The sequence below is a fragment of the Pseudoalteromonas sp. T1lg88 genome, from assembly GCF_002964765.1.
GTDB lineage: Bacteria > Pseudomonadota > Gammaproteobacteria > Enterobacterales > Alteromonadaceae > Pseudoalteromonas.
The window spans coordinates 67,885-91,762 of record NZ_PQCF01000002.1 but is presented as its reverse complement, the minus strand read 5'-3'; the positions used below and the strand labels follow the sequence as shown (position 1 = coordinate 91,762).

The window sequence follows — 23,878 nt, the reverse complement described above, 5'->3', positions numbered from 1 at the left end:
GCGACCCCCGGCGTGACAGGCCGGTATTCTAACCAACTGAACTACCACTCCACAGAGTAAGCAAACTGGGATAATTGGCGGAGTGGACGGGACTCGAACCCGCGACCCCCGGCGTGACAGGCCGGTATTCTAACCAACTGAACTACCACTCCGCTTTATCCAAACTGTTCAGGACTCTGCCCTGACAGCGGCGTGAATGATACGAATCACCCCTTGGTGAGTCAACAGTTTTTTTGAAATTTTAAGGCTTTTTTAGTCATCTGGCATCGAAAGGTTTAAAATTTCACCTGATTTATCACTTTTTGAGCCATTTTTACCTAAGTTTGCTTGTAAAGCACTGATATAGCCTTGTTGTTTTTTCCACCAAAACAGCAAATTAGCACCTGACATTAGTGGCTTTTTCAGAGCGAAAACACGACGAAACAGGTACCGATCAACAAATAATCAACTTGCCCGGCACCCGCTAGCGCAACTCATTGCCTGCGGATAACAAAGAAGGCACGTTATCCTGCACATCCTTGTTGTAAAAGCCTGGTATTTATTCACCACGCCATAAACAGCTGCCACCCTCTTTGGCGACCAAGTCCAAACGCTCTTCATGCTCAGCCAGCTCAGCTTCGCTGGCGCGTATCACACTAAGCGGGGCTCGATCGCTCGATAGGCGGATAATACCGCCGCTGTTGGCACTGTCTTGTTGTTCGTTATTTTGCGCTAGATTCAGTTTTTTCTGGCCCCCGGTCATGGCCAGGTAAACATCGGCCAAGATCTCGGCATCCAGTAAGGCGCCGTGCAAGGTTCGCTTTGAGTTATCTATATCATAGCGACGACATAAGGCATCCAAACTGTTCTTTTGACCCGGGTGCATATTTCGGGCCATAACCAGGGTGTCGAGAACCTCACAGACGTCCGCGGTTTTTGGCAGGCCGCGATTAAGCAGGGCAAATTCGTGATCCATAAAGCCGACGTCGAACGGCGCATTATGAATGACAAGCTCAGCACCGCGAATATAGTCAAGAAACTCATCGGCTACCTGATGATACAAGGGCTTACCCTTTAGAAATTCGGTGGTGATACCGTGTACATCTATGGCTTCGTCTTCGATACCCCGTTGCGGATTGATATAAACATGAAAGTTATTGCCGGTCAGGCGGCGATTAACCAATTCCACACAGCCTATTTCTATAATGCGATGGCCGTCTTTGGGGTTGATGCCCGTGGTTTCGGTATCTAGGACTATTTGTCTTTGCGCCATATCAGTTTACGCTCATATTTGCTATCTTTGCTGCTTCGGACATTGTACATAATAACAAGGTAAAGCGTGCAAAAAAGCGTAGAAATTTATACCGACGGCTCCTGTTTAGGTAATCCCGGACCGGGCGGCTACGGCGTGTTATTACGCTACGGAGAACATCAAAAGACGCTCAGCCAGGGCTATAAGAACACCACCAATAATCGTATGGAGCTACTTGCGGCCATTGTCGCCCTTGAATCCCTTAAACGCCCCTGTCATGTCGATATCACCACCGACAGCCAATACGTCAAACAAGGCATTGAAAGTTGGATAGACAATTGGAAGAAGCGTAACTGGCGCACCGCCAATAAACAGCCGGTAAAGAATGTCGACCTATGGCAACGTCTTGATGCAGCTCGTACTGCGCACCAGGTAAGCTGGCACTGGGTAAAGGGTCACAGCGGCCATGATGAAAATGAAATCGTTGATGATTTAGCCCGTGACGCGGCCATGAGCCATAATTTATTGGTGGATGAGGGCTACCAAGGTTAGTCCCAAAGATGCCGCCGCCGTTAGCCGAGGCTAACTTTACTCAAGGGTGTGAATGTTATATAACGAATGGATATAACTTATAACTAATTTTGGAATAACTATGTCACTCAAGGTCATTCCCTTTTTCCATGATGACAGTAACACCCTGAGTTACATTCTTTATTGCGCCCATACTAAGGTCGCGGCGGTGATAGACGCCGTCGCCGACTATAACAGCGAGTCGCATACCCTCAGCTATAGCAGCGCCGACAAGCTGCTGGCTTATATCAATAAGCATCAGTTACAACTGCAATGGATCATTGAAACCCATGTTCATGCCGATCACCTCAGCGCCTGCGCCTATCTGCGCCAGCACAGTCACGGGAAAATCGTGGTCAGCGAGCATATCACCGAAGTGCAACAAACCCTGAAACCCATCTATCAACTGGACTGCGCCACCGATGGCTCGCAATTCGATGTGCATGTTAAAGACGGCGATATTTTAGCTCTGGGTGACCTGAATATTGAGATTATTGCCACCCCGGGCCACACGCCCGATGGCATTAGCCTCTATTGCAATAATCAGGTGTTTATTGGCGACACCCTGTTTATGCCGGACTCCGGCAGCGCCCGTTGCGATTTTCCCAATGGCAGTGCAGCACAGCTGTATGACTCCATCACTCGCCTGCTGGCCCTACCCGGGCACACCAAGGTGTGGGTTTGTCATGATTATCAGCCCAATGACCGCGCCCTGGATTGCCACAGTACTATCTTAGAGCAACGCCAGGCAAATGTGCATTTGCAACAGCACAAAGAGGATTTTATCGCCCAACGCCAATTGCGAGATGCCAGCCTGAACAAGCCAAGACTGATGGATATCGCCGTGCCCTTTAATCTACAGGGGGCGCTGGTCCTTTAAGGTTTTGTTGGTACGTCCTCGGCGACTCACCTCCACTCCCTTGATGGCAGGCTTAAAGGTTGGACGAGCCTGCCACTTGGGTTTGATTGGCGTCAAAGGTGTCACTCTTTTGCGCGCCACCAGCATATAGACACTGCCCATGGGTTTTAGATAATGACGGCAAAAGCTGCGCCAGCGAGCAAAGCGGGATAACCGTGAGCCACGCGCTAAAGAGGCGTGCAAAAAACGCTCCTCGGCAACCAATTCAAACCCCAGTAAATCCAGCCAGTCTTTAACCCTTGAGGGGGTAAAGAAACGACCGCTCCAGGGTAATTTTTTTCGGCTAAAAGGCATCAAACTGGCTAAGCCACAGAAACTAAGAGGATTAAAACCGGTAATAACTATATAGCCACCGGCTATCAGGGTGCGATGGGCTTCCCTGAGTATATGGTGGGGATCTGTGTTGTATTCCAGGCACAGGCTTAAAACACAGGCATCAACACTGCCCTCGGCAAAGGGCAACTCATCCACCTCGGCAATCACCCCGGCCTTTGGCGTACGCGCCGCCACTCCAACCTGGTGCTTGATGGGACTGGCGGAAGTATCCAATTGCACGCTGAGATCACCTATTTTCAACAGGTGATAGCCAAACATGCGCTCCAGCCAAGGCTGCATCTTGCGTTCAATATCGCTTTGCAGATACTCGCCATGAGGAAACTGCCCCCAGGCATGGGGCGGCGGATGTCTTTGCAAACTCAGTGCTGGTTTCACACAATTAGCTCGTTATACTAATGAATATGTTAACGATATAGAGCAATGGCCCATGGTGCAAGTAGAGGCAATAAAAGCCTACAAGGATAATTATATTTGGGCGCTACAAGGTAGCGATAATAAACAGGTAGTGGTCGTCGATCCAGGCCTTGCAGATGCGGTTTTTGACTACCTTAAGGAGCAAGGCAAAACTCTGGCCGCCATCCTTATTACCCACCATCACTGGGATCACACCACAGGGGTGGAGGCACTCAAACAGGCCTATCCACAAATCACAGTGTACGGGCCTAAAAACAGTCCCTTTACCCATGTCGATGTCGCGCTTGGCGACGGCGATACGCTAAGCGTGCTTGGATACGACTTTAGAGTTCGTACCACCCCGGGACACACGCTTGATCATATTTGTTATATCGGAGTCGGCCTGGTTTTCTGCGGTGACACCCTGTTTAGCGGCGGTTGTGGGCGTCTGTTTGAAGGCAGCGCCGAGCAGATGTGGCAATCAATGCAGGTTTTTCGGGCATTAGATGACAACACACAAGTTTATTGCACCCATGAATATACGCAGGCCAATATGCAGTTTGCTGCTGCCAGTCAGCCCAATAATGCCGATGTCTTAGTCTACAAGCGCCAGGTCGAGGCCAAGCGTGAGCAGGATCTAAACACCTTGCCGAGCACCATAGGCCTGGAAAAACGCATCAATCCATTTTTGCGTGCCGATGAAATAGCCCTGAGCGCCCTTCCCCCGCAATATCGGCCACAACAGGACGATGCGGCGGCCAAGTTTGCCGCCCTGCGCGCCTGGAAGGATAACTTCTAAGGCCATTGCGAGCTCGGCAAACTGTGCAAAATTTGTCTACGCTCATAACTTTTTGCTAGTATGCGCGCAGTTTTTGCAAAAATTAACGGTTCATGAACAAGATTACCTATTCGCTGGCATTGTTGTTGGCACTATTAACGGGCTGTACGGCAACCGAGACCACTCCGGTGGCACAATTACCGGATAATGGCGCCAGCCCGCAAGAAATAAGTGAAGCGCTCACCCTAGATCTGCTCGATGATGGGCAGCAGCTTGAGGCCGACAGCGAAGAGCCGGCACCCGTTTTTGATGATGTATGGGAGCGCATTCGCTTCCAGCTCTCTATCGACATACCACAAAATCGCCCTGTGGTGACCGAGCGTAATTATTATGCCCGTCATCAAGCCTATCTGGATCGCATCTCACAACGCGCCGAACCGTATCTTTACTACATAGTTGAAGAAGTGGAAAAGCGGCAGATGCCCATCGAAATCGCCCTGCTGCCCATAGTTGAAAGTGCCTTTGACCCCTATGGCTACTCCCATCGCAGCGCCAGTGGTATCTGGCAATTTATGCCGCAAACAGGCAAGCGTTTCGGCTTAAAGCAAAACTGGTGGTACGACGGTCGTCGCGATATTCCCGAGTCGACGCGCGCGGCTCTAGATTACCTGTCATATTTGCACAAAACCCTTGAGGGCGATTGGCTTAACGCCATCGCCGCCTATAACTCGGGCGAAGGCCGGGTGATGCGCGCCATTAAAAAGAACCGTCGCAAACACTTACCTACCGACTTCTGGTCCTTAGAGCTACCTAAAGAAACCACCGCCTATGTGCCTAAGCTGTTGGCCCTTGCCGACTTGCTAAAGCGTCAGGATGAGTTTGGTGTACGTTGGAATAAAATCGTTAACGCCCAGGTCGTTGACCGCGTCGATGCCGGTACGCAAATCGATCTTGAGATGGCAGCAAAAATGGCGGGCATTTCCTTGTCGGAGCTATACCGCCTGAATCCAGCTTTTAACCGCTGGGCCAGCGACCCTGAAGGGCCACATCATTTATTACTGCCGCTCGATAGCATAGAGCGCTTCGAGAAGCGTCTGGCGACGGCACAACTCAAAGACCGCATGCGCTGGCAACAGTATGCTGTGCGCTCCGGCGACAGCCTGTCCTTGATTGCCCGCAAGCACAACACCAATGTTAAAGCCATTCAAAGCCTTAACTCCTTATCGTCCACCAATATCCGCGTCGGCCAGACCCTGATGATCCCCTTATCGGACCAGGGTGCCGCCCATCTACCCGAGCGTGTACGTTTGGCTGTTAATGGCGGTTCAAGTGTGACCCGAAGCCATACGGTGAAATCCGGCGATACCCTGTGGGATCTCAGTCGCGAATATGATGTGACAGTAGCCCAGCTTAAAGCCTGGAATAACCTTAAAGACAATGCGGTGCTGCGCCTGGGACAAAAGTTAAAAATTCGCCAGGCGGCCAACTCGGGGGCCGTTAAAAGTGTTAACCGCACCATCACCTACAAGGTGCGCCGTGGTGATTCCCTCTCGCGTATCGCCTCGCAGTTTGGTCTGCGCGTCAGCGACATTCAAAAGTGGAATAAACTGGACAGCAAAAAATACCTGCAGCCTGGGCAAAAACTCAAACTGATTGTCGATGTAAAACGCGGGTAATTTATGAACGAAAAAAGCGCTCCTTGAGCGCTTTTTTTTAATTTAAAGAGTAGTTTATTACCTGCTTAAGATTGCGCTACCAAGCGCTCCACCCAAGACAGAGCGACAGGCTCGGGCTCAAAATCAACCATGGCATCAATATCCAAGCGTGGTTGGATAATCTTGCCTTGTAGCTCAATAAGGAGCTCTTCAAACTGGCGTCCACCGCCGCAAAAAGTCTCGCCATAACTGCTATCGCCAAGGGCAATCACTGCACAAGGTTTAGCACCCAGTAGCGGAAACTGATCTTGCAAACCTAAATACAGTGGCAAGATGTTATCCGGCAAGTCGCCCTGCCCCGTGGTCGAAGTGACCACCAAAATCTGTTCGGCGGCAATAATATCTTCCACCTGAGGGTTATCTACTAGCTTAGCACTGCCGCCCAACTCGTTAATATGAGCACTGAGGGTTTCGGCAAGACGTTCGGCGGCGCCATACACACTGCCGTAAAAAATACTTATGGTTGCCATTTATGGTCCTTTACATAATACCAATTCACTTAAATAGCTAATCATTCTAGCGAGCTAAACATCATGCTAACAGCCTTGGTATAATAACTTTCTTCGCTTTGCGGCCAGCCCAAGCGTGCAAAAATTGCCAAAGCCTGCTCGCCAAGGGGCGCACGAATATGAATTCTTGTTTGCGTATAAGGATGCACAAAGTACAGATCCGTTGCAAACAGCATAAGGCGGGTGCAGTCGAAATGGTCAATAAAAAAGTGGTTTTGGGTGTTATCACCGTGGTTTACGTCATTAATAATGGGATGGTTAATGCCGTTAAGGTGACGACGGATCTGATGCTTGCGCCCGGTCTTCGGCCAACACTCCACCAGCGAATAACGCACACTGGGAAATTTCCCTAGGCTTACTGGCAAGCTTGCCTGATGCAGGCAATGCACCTGAGTTTGCGCCTCTTGCGGCCCTTTATTGGTGTCGGCAAACTTATCGGCAATTTTATCTAGCTTTTCTTTTAATGGCCGGTCGATAAACCTATCTTCTGGTGCAAAGCCACGTACTAAAGCCAAATAACGTTTACAGATCAGCTTGTCGCTAAACAAAGTTTGCGCATCCCGCGCCGCTTCGCTGCTAAGGGCGAACAACAAGACGCCTGAAGTAGGCCTGTCGAGACGATGCAAAGGGTAAACATGCTGACCTATTTGGTCGCGCAGCATTTGCATCGCAAACTGAGTTTCTCTTTTGTCTATGGGCGAGCGATGCACCAGCAAGCCGGACGGCTTATTGATAGCAATAAAATGCTCGTCGCGATAAAGGATCTCCAAGGGCTCAACCGGCAGCACCTCAATCTCATGCGACTGTGTTTGCTCACTCATAAGTGCCACCCGCATCGTGACTTAAATGCTGATCCAAAGCAGTAAGCACCTTATGTAGGTCCAAGTAACGTCCGGGCCACTGTACCTCGGCCATGGGTGTCAGCGCTATGCTACTTGGCAGCACGGCGCGATTTTGTACCAAGACGCGCATTTTTACGATAAAGACAAACTGCAACCACTGCTCAAAACGCAGGGTATCGACGCAAAAGGGCTGTCCAGAGTGCAGCAAATGCGCATCTATGGGTTCGGCTTGCCACAATTTATGTGCCTGTAATTGAGTTTCTAGCTGCTGTAACAGCGACGCGGTTTTATCGTACATACTAGGAATTAAAAAAATTTAGCAGCCGCCATAATAGCATTTCCCTTGGGTTGATGACGCAATATGCCTATAATTTGCGGAATTTTATTTCCAGGAGCAGCCCATGACTGCAAATATTGCCACCCTAGCCGAGCTACTCGACGCCGCAGGTACTACCTGGCGGGTGTACGACATTGGCCGTCGCGTGCAGAAACTAGATAAAGCCACCTTTGCCGATATCGAGTCAACCAAGCAGGCTTATCCTTTCCCTTTGGCACAGCATGCCCTACTCGCCATACAATTCTGGGATGCCAAGGCCTCCGCAGAGCCCTATGTGTGGTTTTTAAAGTTGCCACTGGATGAGCAAAGTAAACTGGTTTCCGCCAGTCGCGATCACTTCGCCAACATGGTGCTAGAAGCCGTGGGGACTCAATTACTGGGTGATGAAAAAGAGCAAAGCAAGCTCGACAACAACCCTTATGTGTTTACCCCCAATGCCAATAAGCGCGCAGCCTTTAATGCGCATATTAAGGTAGAGCTACGCCAAAGTGCATCTCAGTATTATGAGCACACGCAGCTGTATTTCAGCGGTAAACTGGGTTGGCAGCAGTGGCAAAGCATAGCGGTGCAAGGGCTGGCGGATTTTGCCGCGCGCTTAAACCAAGGCGATAACGAGCAGCGGTTATGCAGCGCTTGGGAACATCTTCCCGCCGAGGTACGCCAGCCTTTAGCGGCACAACTGGAAAACGCTCAGGTATCGACACAGGTGGCAGAGATGCTACAGCAATCGATACAGCATGCCTTAGGTAAAAATGACAAAGCCTTGTTGATAGACAGCCTGCGTGCTATCAGCTTTGCTCCTGCTTCTGGCATCTGTTGCGCCGCCATCGATGACGTCCTGGCATCGAACTGGGCTGAAGATGCGGATATTTGTCAGGTGATCGCCGGGCGTTTATGGACTCACCTGCAAGCGCCGGAGCGCCTTGCCGCCTTTATGGAGAAAAGTGCGCAAATCAAATCCGAACAGCCTGTTTTTGCCAGCCTTTTTGCCGATCTCGTTGCAATCCCAACGCTGCGCCCCCATGTCTTAGCCATGTTAAGGTGCGAGCAACGCTCTGAAGCGCTGTCGCGGGCAATTGGAGGCTTGTTCTCTTAGTGGCAACTTTATGGATGTTAATGCTGGTCGCGGCGGTGATCGGCTTATTTTGGTATCAGCGCAAGTTAGCTGAACAGGCGCGGATACATGCGCAGCATCAGTGCCAACAGCTGGGTGTTCAGCTTGTCAGTGTGGCCTGTCTAAAATGGCGTATTGGTATATTAACTAACGGTAAGTTGGGAATACGTAGCACTTATCTGTTTGAGTTTTCGAGCGATGGTGAGAGCTTGTATCAAGGAAAGCTGTATATGGACAATGAGCGCCTGCACGGCAAAGACATTCCGCCACACAAAATATAAAGCGCAAATGTAAGACATAAAACTAAGGCGTGACCCTGGTCACGCCCTAATCTAACTCTTCCCTGTGCGATATCCTCTATCGCTGACCACCATGGTCGTCCTTATACCTTCCTGGTTCGATTACCTATCTTAACCGACAGCACTCCGTGCCCTAATTCCTGCTTCGTCCTGAAGTGTCCACTTGCCATCTTGGCTATTCCTAGGCTCCAAGCCTTCCCTGTACTTCCTGTACTCCAGTCCCTGAACGGCTTTCCTAACCGTCTATTCCCTTGCTATTCCTGCAACACCTTGCTTTGTTGGCCTCTATCCCTTCCTTGGCCCGGTACATCCTGCACCCTTGTCTTCCTGACTCTTATAATGATAGAGAAAAATGCCGCCAATACAGCCATTAGGAAGCAATCAAAACCAGTGTCATTAAAATGACATAAAAACAAATACCTTTAAAATCATGGCATTGAAATTTTTTTGATGCTTTTTTAGAAAGTAAAACACAGGAATACCGCACATCAATGTGAGATATTTCCTACAAGCGAATTTCCCTATACGCCATTGCTTTTATGTTTGAAAAGCAGCTCGCCACTGACCTTACTAAATTGCAATGTCTGCAATACTTCAAAACCGTGGCTGATAAAAAAGTCGATATGAGGTTGTTGGGTGACAAACACGGCCATGCCTTTAAGATCATTATCCTCCTGCATCAGGCTATCCAGGCTATTTAACAGATAATGCCCTAAGCCATGACGTTGGCTTTGCGGCGCTACGGCAATAAAGGCCAAAAACAAATAATTACCCATGGTTTGCAAGGCATTACGTATGGTTTGCTCTTTTTCAATAAGCTGCTGGGTAGTCAGGTAACCGGCGCTCATCATTAATTTCAAACGCCAATGCCAGTAACGCTGGGCCGGCAAGGATGCCGCCGAGGCAAACACGCAGGCGATGGCCTGTAACCTGTCGTCTTCAAATAACCCCACCAAAGGTTGTTTGGCCTGCCAAAAGGTATGCAGCTCTTCTCGAATTAAGGCGCGCAATTTCTTTTCGTAGTGTTGCTCTGACTGTTCATGGCCATGGAGCAATTCCCGCATTAATGGGTCGTTATGATAGGCTTGATAAATCAGGCTGGCGGCTACGTTTAAGTCCTCTGGAGTAAGGTATTTGACCCTGTATTCGACGGTCACTGACATAGAATTTCCTTGTTATCATTGTTGTTCTATATTTAAACATAGTTGCTATCAACAAAATTGAGAAACTCATGGATACCTCAAAGCACAGTATGAATACCCTGTTCGATCAATTGGGTCTGCCGAGCAGCGATAGCCAGATTGAACAGTTTGTTAGTAATCACAAACTAGATAACAGTCTTAAACTTGCAGATGCGCCGTTTTGGTCCAATGCCCAGCGTCATTTTATTAGTGAATCTCTTGCCGAGGATGCAGATTGGGCGGAACTCATTGATATTCTTGATGCTCAGCTTAGACACTAGGCTGTAACCGGGCGAATTTGGCGCCAGCACTGGGCTTGCGGACAGTTTGGGTTCAGCAAAATCGCACTACACTGCGCGGATATTTTTCGCCCCCGAGCGAATCTGCCTTTATAATGCGTCGATTTTCAGTAAGAGGACCTAGCACAATGAACCCTGTGGTGTTTGAAGCGATCAAAGCCCTATTGGCTCAAAACAAAACCCCTACCGTTGCCCTAACCAAATCCATGTTAAGCGAACCTGTGCCCATGCCGATGATCATCGCTGCGGTCAGCCAATACAAAAATAACCCTGAAGCCTTCAAGAACATGGTTATTGAACCTAGTACACAGATCTCGCAACAAAAATCTTCGCAACTGGATCGTATTGAGCAAAAACTTGATAAACTATTGGCTTTATTAGAAGCCAAGAAATAAAGATGTTTGTTGCCGATTTAACCTTTGACTGTTATCAAGATACTCAATTAGCCGACGCCGAGCAGGCAATCAACCAAATGGTGGTGGCACTGCGCGCGAATGGGCAGATAATCGGTGACGAATTTCCCACGGTATTAAAAGAGGGCTACTTTCTTACTCGGGTCATGTGCCCAGAAGAAGACTCGCTGCACCCCTTGCATCACAGCCCTTTTGTTAAACACGCCATCAACAAACTTAATGAAGCCGGACTGCTGGCGCCCAAGGTTAAGGTGATCGGTCAGGATATTCATGCCAACAGTGCCGACGCCTGCGCCGAGCCGAGCTGTTATATTCTCTATACCACCTATTTGCATACCTGCAGCCCGCTGTATTGTGGCGATGATTTCTTGCCGGTGCCACTTTATAAGCTCCCCGCCATTGCCAATGGCGATTACAAGACCTTAATCAAGTGGCAAGAAGACTGGCAGGCCTGCGACCAACTGCAGATTAACGGTGCCACCCGTGCAGAATTTGCGGCGCTCGATGAAATGAGCCTGCTCGATAGCTCGCTCACCCGCCGAGGTTTGGACTTGAGCAAGCGCATTCGTTTTCTTACCAAAAAGCCGGTGTACTACTATTTGTACCGAGTTGGTGGGGAGAGCCTGCAGCACGAACAACAGCGCCGCTGTCCGGGCTGTGATGGCGAGTGGGCACTCGCCGAACCTTGGTTTGGCTTATTCGATTTCCGTTGTGACAGCTGTGAGCTGGTCTCGAATATTTCCTGGGATCACCAATAGGGTTAAACAACCTCAATGGCGTCTAGTAAGGCGCCAATATTCTCAGCTAATACATGGTGCGGCTCCTTGCCCACATATTCAAGGCACACGGCACCGTCGCTTAAGCGCACCGTCAGCAAGAGGTCGTCCTGCTCGGTTAAACCGATAAACACAGTATCCTGTTGCTTTAAACGGCGCTTCATCAGCACATGACCGGTAATATTTTGCTGCAAACGCACAAAGTCTTCTTCATTCCAGGGCAATAACAGCTCGATACCGTGACCATCGATTTGCGCCGGCAAGTTACCGCCATAACAGCTGCAAAACAGCTGCTCCAATTGCGCCGGGAATTCAACCTCTAACGCCTTGGCCAAATCGCTTAAGGTCGCCTTATCATCGCGCACATAAGTTTGCCATTGTACTTGTTCGCCCTGCTCGGTGCCGCTGATGGCCGCCGGACTAGGTGACTCAGGGTCGATATAGGCCAAAGGATTAGAATTAAACTGGGTTTGGTGCTTATCGATATGGGTTTGTAGTGCCCGTTGGAGTTGTGTGCTTACACTCATGCATGCTTTCCGTAAATTCGTTATAATGACGTCATTGTAACTAGATTTATAGCATCATGACAGATTACCGTAACGCCCCCGAGCTGCAGGCCAGCATGCTGGGTAAAACCACCGAATACAAAGACTCTTACGATGCGAGTCTGCTCTACCCCATTGCCCGTAAGCTTAACCGCGATGATTTAGGCATAAATGAGCAGGCGCTGCCATTTAAAGGCGAAGACCTGTGGACCGGCTATGAGCTTTCCTGGCTCAATAGCAAGGGCAAGCCACAAGTGGCGGTAGCGGAATTTGTGTTTCCCTGCCAAAGCCCAAGCATTATCGAGTCCAAATCGTTTAAGCTGTATTTGAACAGCTTTAATCAGACGCGCTTTGAGAGTATGGACAAGGTACGGAAAGTTCTTGAAGCGGATCTGAGCCAGGCAGTGCAAACTCAGGTTAAGGTAAGCTTGTACGGACCGGACGACACATCTTTGTTTGCCGCCACGCCAATGCCGGGTTTCTGTATCGATGAGCTGGATATAGAAATTGATACCTTCGACCTTGACCCGGCGCTGTTACAACTTGCACCTAATAGCGAACAGGTAGAGCAAACCCTGCATAGCCATCTCCTCAAGTCGAACTGTTTGATCACCTCGCAGCCGGACTGGGCCAGTGTGGTGATACGTTATAAAGGACCGCAACTGAGTCATGAGTCCCTGCTGCGCTACCTGGTATCGTTTCGCTCCCACAACGAGTTTCATGAGCAATGCGTAGAGCGTATTTTTAGCGATATTATGGCGCTGGCCAAACCGCAAGAACTAGAGGTCTATGCCCGTTACACCCGTCGCGGCGGCTTGGACATCAACCCCTATCGCTCAACGCATCAGCAACATATTCCCTTTAGTCTGCGTATTAATCGTCAATAACGCTGGGCACCGCCATGGCGCAGGTATCTATGTAGTTCGGGGTGGCCACAAACCAGTCCTCCGGGCGGTTCTTTCGAGCCGCCACCAGCGCCCCAAAGCGTGGCGAGTCGGTACGCATCACGCGAATTTTTGGCTGTTGCGCCACTTCCAATTGACTGGCAAATTGCAAGTCTTGAATAGGATTAAAGGGCATTTTTTTGCTATCGGGACGCTGTAACTGCTGCAGGTGCTCCATGCCACTTAGGACGCGACCAAATACCGTGATGTTTTTATCCAAATAGCGCGGGGCGTGGCCTATTACCACATAAAACTCACTGGTGGCACTGTCTACACCATTGCCTCGGGCCATGCCTAGGGCGCCCATACAATGGAGCTGCCAGGTTTGCGTACCTGCTTCATTTTGACCTACGGCAAAGCCGTTGATAAAGCCACTGCGCGGCGCATAACCGTCATTGTCATTGACTTGGATATCAAGGGGCATGGGCTGCTCACTGTGCCAGACGAACTCCTGCTGCAGCGGCGCAATATCGGTTTTTTGCTCCCCGGCCCCACCTTGGGCGACAAAGCCTTCAACAAAGCGATACATGCTTAGCCCTTGATAGAATCCGGCTTTGGTCAACTCGCGCAGTCTCTGCGCATGCTTAGGCGCCAACAGTGGGTTCACCTCAAGATACACGGAGCCGGTTTGCAGGGTGAGGATCATCAGATTATCGCTATCCACCTGACGCCAGTCCGACTCCTGAGCGGCGGCGATAATTTGCCCCGGCGATTGCGCAACTGGCTTAGCCGGGTTAAAGGCATATGCCTTAGGAGTTAATTGACCGCTCATTTGCGCAGCCAAAAGCCCCGCGCTGAGCAAGGCTAAGGATTTTTTTATCATTATTATTTCCCTATTATTTAATCGATATCGAAGCGATAAAGAATATCCAGCGTATCATACAAGCCGCTGGTCACCTCAATATAAAGCTTTTGCAATACCTGATAGCGCACCGCCACCTCGGAGATAGACTCAAACACGCCAACACTGTATTTAACCTGGATCCCCGGAGCAATATAACCGGCGATTTCCACCTTGGTATCATCGCCGCTGCCGCTGGAGTTAAGGGTCACATCACGCAGACCGATGGACTCACCTATGCGCGATACCAAGCCTTCACCACGATTGGTGCCCTGGGCCAGTAGCATACGCGTTAATAAAGCATCGGTATTAGTATCGCCATCCCCTAAGGGTTGGCCGTTGAGCACATACGACAAGGCTTGAGAGCGGTCCATGGCGGGCTCGGAAAATACATGCAGCTGCGGTTGCTCTACGCTGCCAACCAACTCAATGCCGGCCACCACACCATTGGCGGTATTATCTGGGTTACGAATGGCGCGGACATTAATATGAGGCTTATCCAAGGTACCGCTAAAACCTATTTGTCCGGTGCGGATCAGCAGATCTTGGCCAAAAGCACGGTATTTCCCATCCACCAAATTCAGCTCGCCCACCGCCAGGGGATGACTTTCATTATTGGCGGTGATCATCAGGTCGCCCTTAATATAGGACTTCAAACCAAATGAATCTATATACACATCGTCTTGAATATTAACCTTTAAATCAACATCATACATAAAAGGCACGGTCTGCTCCTGCATCGGAGCATCGACAATGATTTCATCATCACTGACCTTCACCGCCCCCTGCGGCAGCTCTTTTATTTTAATGCGACCATAGGGGACGTCGACAATGCCACCCACCTTCACCTGCTGGGCATTCACTTCAATATTAAGGTCTGGGGAAAGCGCAATCATGATGCCCTGCTCGGGAATGACAACAAATCGCTGCCCCTGCACCTTAAGTGTCAGGTGCGGTTGCTCGCCTAACCATAGGCCTTCACCGCTCACATTTAAGTCTCCCCCATCAGGGTTGGCCAAGTGACCGGTCACCTGGATTTGCTCACCCGCCAATTGCACATTTAGGCGCGATTCGGCTAAAGATAGGGGCAAGGTTTCCCCCTCTAAAGACAAACCTTCTGCATTAATTTGGCCATGCACCAAAGGCTGACTGATATTGCCGGTAAAACGCAAGTCGGCACTGATATCCCCGGCCAGATTCTTAACCTCGGGAGCTAATGCAGCAAGCTTAGTAAGTTGCACACCATCCATTTGCAGTTGCCCATCGAGCTCCTGCGCCGCCATCACATCGGTAACCTTAAGGTTGGCGTTCAAGTTCCCCAAAATGGATGATTTCAGCTGTAACTTAGCCTGAGCCTGGTTAATATCGCTGTGCAAAGACAGGGCTAAGGTTTCAACGGGGAAGTTATGCAGTTGTTGCTGATAACGATAACTCGCCTGCAATTGTTCACTTTGTAGCTCGACATCTATTTGCGGCGCCGCGCCGCTGCGCCATTTAAACTGGGCATGACCTTTGGCTACTCCCGTCAACCCGGTATGAGGGCCAAAATACGGAGTTAACGCCTGCAAATATAAGTGCGTTAGCGTGGCTTTCGCCTCGCCTTGCATTGGGTCTATGTTTGCAGGCTCAAGGCATAAATCCAACGCCTCACCGCGCAGACATAAACGCTCCGAGTGCAGCGCCTGCTTGGCTAAATCCAGATGCACCTTGGTCGGTGCAGTCAAAGCCACCTGATGCTCCTGAGATTGGAGTTCAAATTGCTCCAATTGCAGCTTTATTTGCTGATATGACGACGACAATTCACTGGTAAAAGCACTTTGCAACTGTGCCAGTGGCGAGTCCAGACGTAAGGAGGTTTGTTGCACCTTGTCGCTGCCACGGGATTGTAATTCAAGGCTATCAAGGTGTTGCCCGCCGGTTTTAATGCCCAATAGCTGGGCAGAAATATCATACTGAAGCGCGTCTTGATATTCACTTTCAACATCCAGGTTGAGGCTGTCCACACTGACGCCTGCACCTTGTACTTGGGCCAGTTGAGCCTCAAGCTTTATCTTCGGTGTCAAACGCTGGCCACGGATCTGCAATTGGGCCTGACCCTTGGCGCCATAACCTGGCATCAATGGCGTGTCGGCGGACAAGGCCAAAGCCCCTTCGAGGCGCCACTGCTCGTCTACCTCACCCTTGAGGTTTAAGATATTGTCGCCTTGGCGCAGCTGCAACTGACGTACCACGCCATGCAGTGAACTATTGAGGTCGAGATCGGCCTGCAATTGCAGCGCCATGTCGTTTACCGTCCCGCTTAAGGTCGAGGGGGCCACCGCCAGTTGCCACTGGCCTTGAGAGTCCATCTCGAAGGAGCCAGATACCTGGCCGGAAATATCACTTTGCACCGTATCGATAAGATATTCGCTATGCAGGTTTGCCAGCTCGGCGCTAAATTCAGCACTTAGGCCATCGCGCCAATTAAGCGCAGTTTTTATCTCGGCTTTACTTTCACCTGCCAGTAATTGCAATGACGCCACTTGCAGCGAGCTTAACGTCCCATTGGCGTTTAGTTGGCTGTGCAGCTCTGGGTAATCACCCAACTGCGAGTGCAATGTCAGCTCAACTTGATAGTCGTCGATATTACCCTGTGCTTGGATTTCGCTTTGCAGCAATTGCAAAGTCTGAGCGCCCGAGGCCGAACTCAATGGCAGCTGCCATTGCTGTTGCTTGGCATGCAAGGTAAAGGGCCAGTTGCTTTGTCGCAGCTCTGCTGTGGCGTTCAAGGTCAGCGGATATTGCCCCTGATTTGCCAATGTAAATTGCAGCTCGCTAAGGCTGCCACTCACATCCAACTGGCTATGCTCGCCCAAGGCTTTCACTTGCAGCGCCAATTGCAGCGCATTATCACCAGAGAAAGCAAGGTTACCGCTTAGAGCGGCGTGCAGTAATTCGGCCTGGGTTTGTGTATCAGTCGCCTCAAAAGGTAACTCATAGCTGAGGCTAACTTGGCCGATGGCCAGCTTATTTCCTAGCAAGGCCGCATTTAAGTGCACATTGCTGAGCTTATGTGTGTTTTCCCCTTGCACCAGGGTTGCATTATTTAAGGCAAAATCCTGAATACGAATATCCAGACCGAGATCAAAGGCAATCTCGGCCAGTGGCGGCAATTGCAACAAGGGCTCGCTTTTTGGCTCTGGTGCCGCAGGAGCCAACTCAAGCTGCAGCTCTTTTACCTTAAAGGGCTTAACCTTGATGCGGTTACCCTGGGCGCTCAGGCTGGCACTCAGATCCTTTACCTGGATCTCTTGCCCCGCCACGGCGATGTCCGCCTCGCCAATGGCGAAGCGTTTAACGGCAATATTAGGTAATTGCAGTTGCACCAGAGGCCCGCTCGTTTGCCTCTTTTCATCATCGGCATTTACGTTAGAACTTGATACTGAGTCCTCCTGTGGAGCGGCACTGATGCTTTGTACGCTTAAACGCTGTGCGGCGATATTATCTAAACACACGCCGACACAGCCGAAAATTCGCACGTCAATCTGCACTGCCTGGGCATTCAGAGTCAGGCCATCACTTTGGTATTGCAGCTCAAAGGGATCATTGGCAAGCAAACGCCCCTGTTTTAGCTCTATATTAAGTCCGTCGACCAGATTATTGGCTATGGCCACCAGGGTGCGATTGCCATATCCGGTAAAGAGTAACAGGGACAGCAACAAGATCAGGGTAAAAAGAGCTGCGGCGAAAACTTTCAGGCTTAAGGTAATAATGCGCTTCATAGCTCAGGCCCCACGGTAATACTTAATCTTGTGGTATTGCCGGGACTGGCTAGGGCCCAGGCGTGATCAAAACGAATGGGGCCAACGGGCGTAAGGTAACGCACGCCAAAACCCACGCCCACAGAGAGCTTTTCGGAAAAGTCGTTGGTGGCGGTACCGGCATCGACAAACAAGGCGCCGCGCCAGTTGCTGGCAAACTGATAGTTATACTCCAAAGTACCAGTTACTAGGTACTTACCCCCCACCTTGGCGCCATCAACCTCGGGGGAAATAGACTCGTATTTATAGCCGCGGATGCTTTGATCGCCACCGGCGAAAAAGCGCAGCGACACAGGTACATCACGGATGCTATCGACATACATGGCGCCCAAATTGACGCGACTAAAAAACAAATGACGCTGCCAATAGGTTTCCAACCAGGCATATTGCAACTGTACCCGCACTATATCCGTGGAAGATTCAAGAGAATCAGCACCGACCTCGGTACTTATCAGCCATTGTCGTCCCCAATAGGGAGTTGTGCCCCCTTTCGAACGCTTGCGGGCAAAACTGACACCGGGCAAGAGCATTTTCGTGGTTTTTTCTTCATCGGCAATGCGGAACTCTTCGAACTCACGACGGATAAAGACGGTGCGAATCCAATCATCCTCTATCTTCCATTGTCGCTGTACCAGACCGGTTAAGGTTTTTGAGAAGATATCCGTGTCGATATTATCCTCCAGCTTATAACCAAGACTAAAGCGCCAAATATCATCTATGGGGTCGTCTACTGGGATAGTATAAGAGAGACTGATATCCTGCTGACGCTCGGACACATTAAGGTTACTTTCTAAATAGTGGCCATCTTCGCCTATCCAGGGGCGCGACCATTTAAAACGCACCTTAGGACCCAGGTCGGTCGAATAGCCACCGCCGACCTCGAAGCTGTCTTGTGGTTTATGCAGCACCTCAACACGAATTGGCACTTCATGGCTGCTGCGTTTGGCGATATCGGCATAGACGCGCACGCTACTGAAATAAGGGGTTTGCGACAGGGCCAGGTTAAATTCGCTGACCTTATTGGCATTGTAGGCCTGTCCGGCTTTGAACTCAGCTAAAGAATGAATATAACCGCTCGCCGGCGTGTCGGTGGCAATATTTAAGGGGCCAAAGTGATAGCGTATTCCCGTGCTCACCACCAGGCTGATATCCGCCCGATAATGGCTGCGATCTATGGCCAAACGCGCCTGCTGCCATTTAGCGTCAAAATAGCCAAGCTCCAGCAGTTGCTTGTCGATAGCGCTTTTGGCCGCATCATAGTGGCCATGATTAATGATCTCGCCGCCTTTAAGTGGCAACTGCGCAAGCACCTGAGTCAGCTCTTTATCCTGCAGCCCAGGCCCCAGCAATTGATAATCCAGGCTTTCGATGCGCGTCGCTTGCCCGGGTTTGATTTTCGCGATCACCTTAGGGTTAGCGGTATCGTCTTCTAAGTGCAGCTCCACCTCGGCATGATAATAACCCAGGGCTCGCATACTCAGTAAAACCTGCTCGGTGGCATAACGCTGCAGTTGACGTGTTGGCTGCTCGCCACTGAGCTGCTGCAAATACAGGGCAACATTTTGTTCCAGCTCACCTTCAATACCGTCAATGCTGTACCCTGATATTACTCGCCCTTGGGGGAATTTCCCGGGCTCAGCGCTCCATGCGCCAAGGACGTCGAATGAGCACAAGGCCAGCGCCAAGAGCAGGCTTGTTAGTAGGTTTAACCTCAACTTACTGTGTCTCCATTGCAATCACTTTACCACCGCCTGTGTCAGCCTTTTTTATCGCGTGTAATTCCCGGGTCTGTTTATCTGGGCAATAACCCCAAACGGCCGAAAAGATAAACAAACTCTATTAATAGCTTAAGTTTATCACCGCTGCCTGGAGCCATTCACTAATGACGACGAAAAATTTCACCTAAGTGGCTTTTTATTTCCAGCAAAAAATAAGACAATCCCTAGATTCACGCTTATATGAGATAAACGATGCACTTTCCCGACGATGAAACAGGCCAAATTTTGCAACAAATGCATGAGCAAGGCGTCGATTTGACGCAACTGCACAACGTCGATTTCTTTCTGTTGTTTGAGCAGCAAGCACATGCGCAAGGCTTTATCGATGCCCTGGCCCATGCCGAAGTAGCGCCGCAAGCCAGCCTTAGCACCTGCCCGGATACAGGTGTTTTTGAAGTGAAGGCCAGTCTTACCATGGTACCCGAATATGAGCTTATCAATAATATGGAAGCCTACTTGGAAAGCCTGGCGGATAAACATAACGGCTACGGTGACGGCTGGGGTCTGCTGGACGAAAACAGCGCCGAGTAACAGTGAAACGCAGAGCCTATCAACGACTATAGGCTTTGCGGTAACTTCCCTGATAATCGAATATCTTTTCACTCACCTGCCAACCATATTTTTTCGACTTACGGGCAATCACAAAATCCGGCCAGCTCAAATGCTGTTGTAACTCCACTACCTGCTCGCTGCTTCGCCACTTATCTATGCCTGGGGCGTTATGACGCTTGCCGAACTCGCGGTTAAATAAGGCCAGTACCTTGGCATTAGTCAGATCATACACTTGCGCCACCTCGGCGCCGTCTTCATCATAATAGGTGATCTTGAGCTTACCCTGCGCCGTTTGCTCACAGCTTAAACCGCTGCAACGCAACACCAAGGCATCTTTTAGGTTGAGCGCCTGGCGTAACTTGTCATCCGGGTCCACCAGCTGATGCGCGCAGCTATAACAACGGCGCGCGGCAATATCATTTTCGCTAAAACACTGGGGACATTCCTTAAACTTAAAGCGATAATCACATTGCTGCTGCTCTTCGCCGTCATCCAATAAGCCTTGGCAACGGCGGCCATAATGCTCGATAACCTGACCCGCGGCATCCTTTTTACCCCAAAACACATTGGCAAAACCACAACCGGGACACAACACCTGCACCGGCTCACTGTTTGGGTCCGGGCGCTGCGTCCCTACCTCGGGGTGATGGATATCAAAACCGTTGCCAGCATAATCTATTACCAGGCATTCATGCTTATCGGCGCATAAGCGTAGTCCGCGGCCAATGATCTGCTGATACAGGCTGACCGATTCCGTGGGTCGTAACAAAGCAATAAAATCAATATGAGGAGCATCAAAACCTGTAGTTAAAACAGAAACATTTACCAGGTACTTAAATTCCTGTCGCTTAAAGCGAGCAATTATGTCGTCGCGCTCGGCGGCGGGTGTGGCGCCAACAATAATATGGGCCTGCCCGGGTGGTAAATAACGATGTATTTCCTCGGCATGGGCAACGGTCGCGGCAAAAATCATCACGCCGCGTCGGGTATCGCTTTGCACCATCACATCCGTAATAATGGCCTTGGTAGCCCGGGTGCTTTGTTGCAACAGCGCATTTAGATCCCCCTCACTGGGCGCCGAGCCGCCATTGAGCAAGGCGGAAAAGTCATAATGCTGCACCGCCGCATCGACTATGCGCGGCGGCGTTAAATAACCCTTGTTAATTAAATAACGCAGCGGTAATTCGTAAATACAATCATCAAATGGCGCATCGCTCGGGCCGCGAACAAAACCATGGTAATGGCGGTGATATACCCAGCCACTGATAAGCCGATAGGGTGTGGCAGTTAAACCTAGCACCTTAAGGCCTGGGTTAATTTTCTTAAGCTGGGTTATAACCTGCGCATACTGGCTGGTTTGCTCTGTACTAACGCGATGACACTCATCAATAATCACTAAAGAATAGTGCTGCTGCAGCTTATCTATACTACGGGCGAGGGATTGAATACTGGCGAAGGTGACCTGCTCGCTTAAATTTTTATCCTTTAAACCCGCAGAGAAAATACCCGGTGTTAAACCCATGTCACGAAATTTATTAGCGTTTTGCTCAACCAGCTCTTTTACATGAGTTAATACCAGGATGGGATAACGGGCCAATCGCGCCAGCTCGGCAATAACCAGGCTTTTACCGGCACCGGTAGGCAAAACAATAACGGCCGAGCGCTGTGACTTACGAAAATGCGCCAGGGTATTGTCGACTGCTTGTTGTTGATAGTCTCTGAGTGTATACACTACTGACACCCAAAAAAGTAAAGGTCCATTGCTGGACCTTTGGGTTTATTTATCTTTGCTGTTATTTCGCGAGGTATTTAGCTAGGTCTACATCTTGAAACGCTTTCGGGCGTTTCCCACGGCCTGACCATTCAACCATTTTTCCTTCGAACTCGCGGCGATACTTAGGTTCAACCTTAGTACGCTTGTCCTGGGTCACATCAACAATATCTTCCACACTGAGCCCTTTTTCCTTCATCAGTTGAAGAACTTCCTGTTTCGCTTTTTCTTGCTGTTGCTGATTATCGAGCGCAGTGTTCAGAATATTAATTGCTTTTTCCAACTCATTAATAGATGCCGATTTGGCAAATGCTCTGATTTCTCTCACTGTGATCTCTTATATACTTTAAATGTGGAAATAAAATAATAATTGAAGATCAGTGATATATCAAAGTAATTATATTAATTAGTGACTTAAATGCTGGGAGATAATCTTGGCGTGGCGCCTGGGGGGAAGAGTGAAGCCGAAACGGCTCCACTAATTATTCACTCTAAGAGAGTCAATAAGGAATTAAACCGGAGTTACATTTTCCGCTTCTGGTCCTTTCTGGCCTTGTTTAATGCTGAAAGAAACCTGTTGGCCTTCGCTTAGAGTACGGAAGCCTGAACCATTGATCGCGCTGAAGTGAACGAATACATCTGGGCCATTTTCTTGCTCGATAAAACCAAAGCCTTTTGCTTCATTAAAAAACTTTACTTTACCGTTTACATGTTCTGACATACTAAAGTGTTCCTGTAAGTCAATTTCTATAACTCGCCTATAATTAGGCACTATCCTCCCTGAGCCAGTGTCGCTACCGCTAGGGTCAGGTACAGGACTAACCAGGTTAGTCACACTTACAGCGTAGGCCGCACAAAACCGTCACATTGAACGCATTAACTCAAAGCAGTTCCTAGACTACCATAGAAAATATTAATAAGCTTTAAATTATTTAAAATTCACAGTAATGACATAATCCAGGTATGGCCCCTAAAGCGGTGCATGAGCTGTATATTTCCTTTAAGATTATGATATGTTACTGACAAACCTAGATTCTTACAGCCAGATATAAAGGAGCGGTCAATGAAGAATTTACTTGCGGCGGGTGTACTTATGTTACTCAGCGCCTGTGCCTCTGGGCCGGATTTTGATTACGACAAGTCGGTAAACTTTACTCAGTACAAAACCTTTGCCTGGTTTCCTGATGCCAGCCTGACCAATGCCAGCAGTAATTATCAGATCAGCGAATTAATGGAGCGCCGTGTGCGTCAGGCCGTTAATGATGAGCTGAGCGCCAAGGGCATGAGCATGGTGACGGCAGATCAAGCGGATGTGCTGATCAACTACCATGCCTCGGTGGAAAAGAAAGTCGATGTTGATACCTTTACCACAGGCTACAGCGCCCGTTGGGATTACTGGGGTCTAGGCTACAATGTGCAAACCACTACCCGCGAATATGAAGTAGGCACCCTAGTGATTGACGTGGTCGACCGCGCTTCGAACCAGCTGGTATGGCGCGCCGCCAAAGAAGGTCGTTTGAAGAAAAACCAGACGCCAAGCGAGCGCACCGCGGTGATCCGCGAATCGGTCGCTGAAATTTTCAGTAACTACCCGCCAGGATCAAATCAATAATATTTGCATCCTTTCGAGGTGCTTACCGCCTTTAGGTCAGCGCCTCTAATTGGGTAATTCTCCACATCGCTTCGGCATTATTACTGCCACACACATCTTCGCACGCCTTAAATTGTAAACACACAGCCGGCCTGGACGGATCACCAAACAATTTACACAAATTATTTTTGTCTAACTGGACACATCGTTGCCCCGCTTTTTTACCCTCGGGCATACCAGGTATGGGGCTGGAAATACTAGGCGCTATACAGCACGCACCACACCCTAAACGACAATTCATATTCGACCCCTAAAACAAACGCGGCCGCCATTTTAACAGATTA

At 49.6% G+C, this 23,878-nt stretch carries 27 protein-coding genes and 1 tRNA gene; 12 read left to right on the top strand and 16 right to left on the bottom strand.

Going from position 1 to position 23,878, the window contains the following annotated elements; genetic code table 11:
* Positions 1-75: 75 nt before the first annotated feature.
* The 3 genes from C2M34_RS01015 to dnaQ all read right to left on the bottom strand — a co-directional run bounded on the left by C2M34_RS01015 (position 76) and on the right by dnaQ (position 1,252).
* A tRNA-Asp gene (locus C2M34_RS01015) sits at positions 76-152 on the bottom strand.
* 100 nt (positions 153-252) lie between these two features.
* Positions 253-390: a hypothetical protein gene (locus C2M34_RS15680; RefSeq protein WP_158677884.1), complete on the bottom strand. Its 138-nt coding sequence runs from the start codon at positions 388-390 to the stop codon at positions 253-255.
* A 148-nt stretch (positions 391-538) separates the two neighbouring features.
* Complete coding sequence (dnaQ, locus tag C2M34_RS01010) at positions 539-1,252, bottom strand: DNA polymerase III subunit epsilon (RefSeq protein ID WP_105200560.1); 714 nt, start codon at positions 1,250-1,252, stop codon at positions 539-541.
* Between the two features lie 66 nt (positions 1,253-1,318).
* Between dnaQ and rnhA the strand changes: the two genes are divergently transcribed.
* Positions 1,319-1,783, top strand: coding sequence for a ribonuclease HI (gene rnhA / locus C2M34_RS01005; protein ID WP_105200561.1), 465 nt, complete (start codon positions 1,319-1,321; stop codon positions 1,781-1,783).
* A 100-nt stretch (positions 1,784-1,883) separates the two neighbouring features.
* Positions 1,884-2,681: an MBL fold metallo-hydrolase gene (locus C2M34_RS01000; RefSeq protein WP_105200562.1), complete on the top strand. Its 798-nt coding sequence runs from the start codon at positions 1,884-1,886 to the stop codon at positions 2,679-2,681.
* On the opposite strand, the gene C2M34_RS00995 is transcribed toward C2M34_RS01000, so the two are convergent.
* A complete protein-coding gene (locus C2M34_RS00995) occupies positions 2,658-3,431 on the bottom strand; it encodes a class I SAM-dependent methyltransferase (protein WP_105215605.1) in 774 nt (257 codons plus the stop codon). The genes C2M34_RS01000 and C2M34_RS00995 overlap by 24 nt on opposite strands.
* A gap of 52 nt (positions 3,432-3,483) precedes the next feature.
* Here C2M34_RS00995 and gloB point away from each other — a divergent pair, with 52 nt between their 5' ends.
* Together gloB and C2M34_RS00985 are read left to right on the top strand one after the other, a co-directional pair.
* On the top strand, positions 3,484-4,248 hold the full coding sequence (gene gloB, locus C2M34_RS00990) for a hydroxyacylglutathione hydrolase (protein WP_105257837.1): 765 nt from the start codon (positions 3,484-3,486) through the stop codon (positions 4,246-4,248).
* A 92-nt stretch (positions 4,249-4,340) separates the two neighbouring features.
* Positions 4,341-5,903: a LysM peptidoglycan-binding domain-containing protein gene (locus C2M34_RS00985; RefSeq protein ID WP_105257836.1), complete on the top strand. Its 1,563-nt coding sequence runs from the start codon at positions 4,341-4,343 to the stop codon at positions 5,901-5,903.
* A gap of 65 nt (positions 5,904-5,968) precedes the next feature.
* On the opposite strand, the gene C2M34_RS00980 is transcribed toward C2M34_RS00985, so the two are convergent.
* From C2M34_RS00980 to C2M34_RS00970, 3 genes are read right to left on the bottom strand one after another with little or no spacing between them, the layout of a single operon-like run.
* The gene (locus C2M34_RS00980; RefSeq protein WP_105257835.1) at positions 5,969-6,412 is read right to left on the bottom strand and encodes a flavodoxin domain-containing protein; all 444 of its coding nucleotides are present in this window, start codon (positions 6,410-6,412) and stop codon (positions 5,969-5,971) included.
* A gap of 41 nt (positions 6,413-6,453) precedes the next feature.
* Positions 6,454-7,272, bottom strand: coding sequence for a tRNA pseudouridine(65) synthase TruC (truC, locus tag C2M34_RS00975; protein WP_105215611.1), 819 nt, complete (start codon positions 7,270-7,272; stop codon positions 6,454-6,456).
* The gene (locus tag C2M34_RS00970; protein ID WP_105257834.1) at positions 7,265-7,591 is read right to left on the bottom strand and encodes a YqcC family protein; all 327 of its coding nucleotides are present in this window, start codon (positions 7,589-7,591) and stop codon (positions 7,265-7,267) included. Before C2M34_RS00970 ends, truC begins: the two co-directional genes overlap by 8 nt.
* A 103-nt stretch (positions 7,592-7,694) precedes the next feature.
* Between C2M34_RS00970 and C2M34_RS00965 the strand changes: the two genes are divergently transcribed.
* Both C2M34_RS00965 and C2M34_RS00960 read left to right on the top strand, forming a co-directional pair.
* Positions 7,695-8,726 (top strand): DUF3549 family protein, encoded by a 1,032-nt coding sequence (locus tag C2M34_RS00965; RefSeq protein ID WP_105257833.1) that lies wholly within the window; start codon positions 7,695-7,697, stop codon positions 8,724-8,726.
* A gap of 14 nt (positions 8,727-8,740) precedes the next feature.
* Positions 8,741-9,025 (top strand): DUF3301 domain-containing protein, encoded by a 285-nt coding sequence (locus tag C2M34_RS00960; protein WP_442792519.1) that lies wholly within the window; start codon positions 8,741-8,743, stop codon positions 9,023-9,025.
* Positions 9,026-9,564: 539 nt separating this feature from the next.
* Here C2M34_RS00960 and C2M34_RS00955 read toward each other — a convergent pair.
* The gene (locus C2M34_RS00955) at positions 9,565-10,206 is read right to left on the bottom strand and encodes a GNAT family N-acetyltransferase (RefSeq protein WP_105200571.1); all 642 of its coding nucleotides are present in this window, start codon (positions 10,204-10,206) and stop codon (positions 9,565-9,567) included.
* Positions 10,207-10,274: 68 nt separating this feature from the next.
* Here C2M34_RS00955 and C2M34_RS00950 point away from each other — a divergent pair, with 68 nt between their 5' ends.
* From C2M34_RS00950 to C2M34_RS00940, 3 genes are all read left to right on the top strand, one after another.
* A complete protein-coding gene (locus tag C2M34_RS00950) occupies positions 10,275-10,505 on the top strand; it encodes a DUF2789 domain-containing protein (protein ID WP_105200572.1) in 231 nt (76 codons plus the stop codon).
* Between the two features lie 146 nt (positions 10,506-10,651).
* Positions 10,652-10,918 (top strand): hypothetical protein, encoded by a 267-nt coding sequence (locus C2M34_RS00945; RefSeq protein WP_105200573.1) that lies wholly within the window; start codon positions 10,652-10,654, stop codon positions 10,916-10,918.
* 2 nt (positions 10,919-10,920) lie between these two features.
* Entirely contained in the window at positions 10,921-11,694 is a 774-nt protein-coding gene (locus C2M34_RS00940; protein WP_105200574.1) for a Zn-ribbon-containing protein, read from the top strand.
* Positions 11,695-11,696: 2 nt separating this feature from the next.
* Here C2M34_RS00940 and syd read toward each other — a convergent pair whose 3' ends face one another.
* A complete protein-coding gene (syd, locus tag C2M34_RS00935) occupies positions 11,697-12,239 on the bottom strand; it encodes a SecY-interacting protein (RefSeq protein WP_105257832.1) in 543 nt (180 codons plus the stop codon).
* Between the two features lie 56 nt (positions 12,240-12,295).
* Between syd and queF the strand changes: the two genes are divergently transcribed.
* A complete protein-coding gene (gene queF, locus C2M34_RS00930; RefSeq protein WP_105257831.1) occupies positions 12,296-13,144 on the top strand; it encodes an NADPH-dependent 7-cyano-7-deazaguanine reductase QueF in 849 nt (282 codons plus the stop codon).
* Here the strand turns inward: queF and C2M34_RS00925 are convergent.
* From C2M34_RS00925 to C2M34_RS00915, 3 genes are read right to left on the bottom strand one after another with little or no spacing between them, the layout of a single operon-like run.
* A complete protein-coding gene (locus tag C2M34_RS00925) occupies positions 13,131-14,024 on the bottom strand; it encodes a peptidylprolyl isomerase (protein ID WP_105257830.1) in 894 nt (297 codons plus the stop codon). The two genes, queF and C2M34_RS00925, sit on opposite strands and share 14 nt — an antisense overlap.
* 17 nt (positions 14,025-14,041) lie before the next feature.
* On the bottom strand, positions 14,042-17,803 hold the full coding sequence (gene tamB / locus C2M34_RS00920; RefSeq protein WP_105257829.1) for an autotransporter assembly complex protein TamB: 3,762 nt from the start codon (positions 17,801-17,803) through the stop codon (positions 14,042-14,044).
* Positions 17,800-19,557 (bottom strand): autotransporter assembly complex protein TamA, encoded by a 1,758-nt coding sequence (locus C2M34_RS00915; RefSeq protein ID WP_234398747.1) that lies wholly within the window; start codon positions 19,555-19,557, stop codon positions 17,800-17,802. The genes tamB and C2M34_RS00915 overlap by 4 nt, the downstream gene beginning before the upstream one ends.
* 255 nt (positions 19,558-19,812) lie before the next feature.
* On the opposite strand from C2M34_RS00915, the gene C2M34_RS00910 reads away from it, so the two are divergent.
* Positions 19,813-20,151: a ribonuclease E inhibitor RraB gene (locus C2M34_RS00910; RefSeq protein WP_105200579.1), complete on the top strand. Its 339-nt coding sequence runs from the start codon at positions 19,813-19,815 to the stop codon at positions 20,149-20,151.
* Between the two features lie 19 nt (positions 20,152-20,170).
* Here C2M34_RS00910 and C2M34_RS00905 read toward each other — a convergent pair whose 3' ends face one another.
* The 3 genes from C2M34_RS00905 to C2M34_RS00895 form a co-directional block, all read right to left on the bottom strand.
* Positions 20,171-21,904, bottom strand: coding sequence for a DEAD/DEAH box helicase family protein (locus C2M34_RS00905; RefSeq protein ID WP_442792773.1), 1,734 nt, complete (start codon positions 21,902-21,904; stop codon positions 20,171-20,173).
* A gap of 61 nt (positions 21,905-21,965) precedes the next feature.
* On the bottom strand, positions 21,966-22,271 hold the full coding sequence (locus C2M34_RS00900; protein ID WP_105200581.1) for an H-NS family histone-like protein: 306 nt from the start codon (positions 22,269-22,271) through the stop codon (positions 21,966-21,968).
* 183 nt (positions 22,272-22,454) lie between these two features.
* Positions 22,455-22,664 (bottom strand): cold-shock protein, encoded by a 210-nt coding sequence (locus C2M34_RS00895; RefSeq protein WP_105200582.1) that lies wholly within the window; start codon positions 22,662-22,664, stop codon positions 22,455-22,457.
* Positions 22,665-23,006: 342 nt separating this feature from the next.
* Between C2M34_RS00895 and C2M34_RS00890 the strand changes: the two genes are divergently transcribed.
* Positions 23,007-23,555, top strand: coding sequence for a DUF4136 domain-containing protein (locus C2M34_RS00890; RefSeq protein ID WP_105200583.1), 549 nt, complete (start codon positions 23,007-23,009; stop codon positions 23,553-23,555).
* Positions 23,556-23,586: 31 nt separating this feature from the next.
* On the opposite strand, the gene C2M34_RS00885 is transcribed toward C2M34_RS00890, so the two are convergent.
* Entirely contained in the window at positions 23,587-23,835 is a 249-nt protein-coding gene (locus C2M34_RS00885; RefSeq protein WP_105200584.1) for a YkgJ family cysteine cluster protein, read from the bottom strand.
* Between the last annotated feature and the right edge of the window lie 43 nt (positions 23,836-23,878).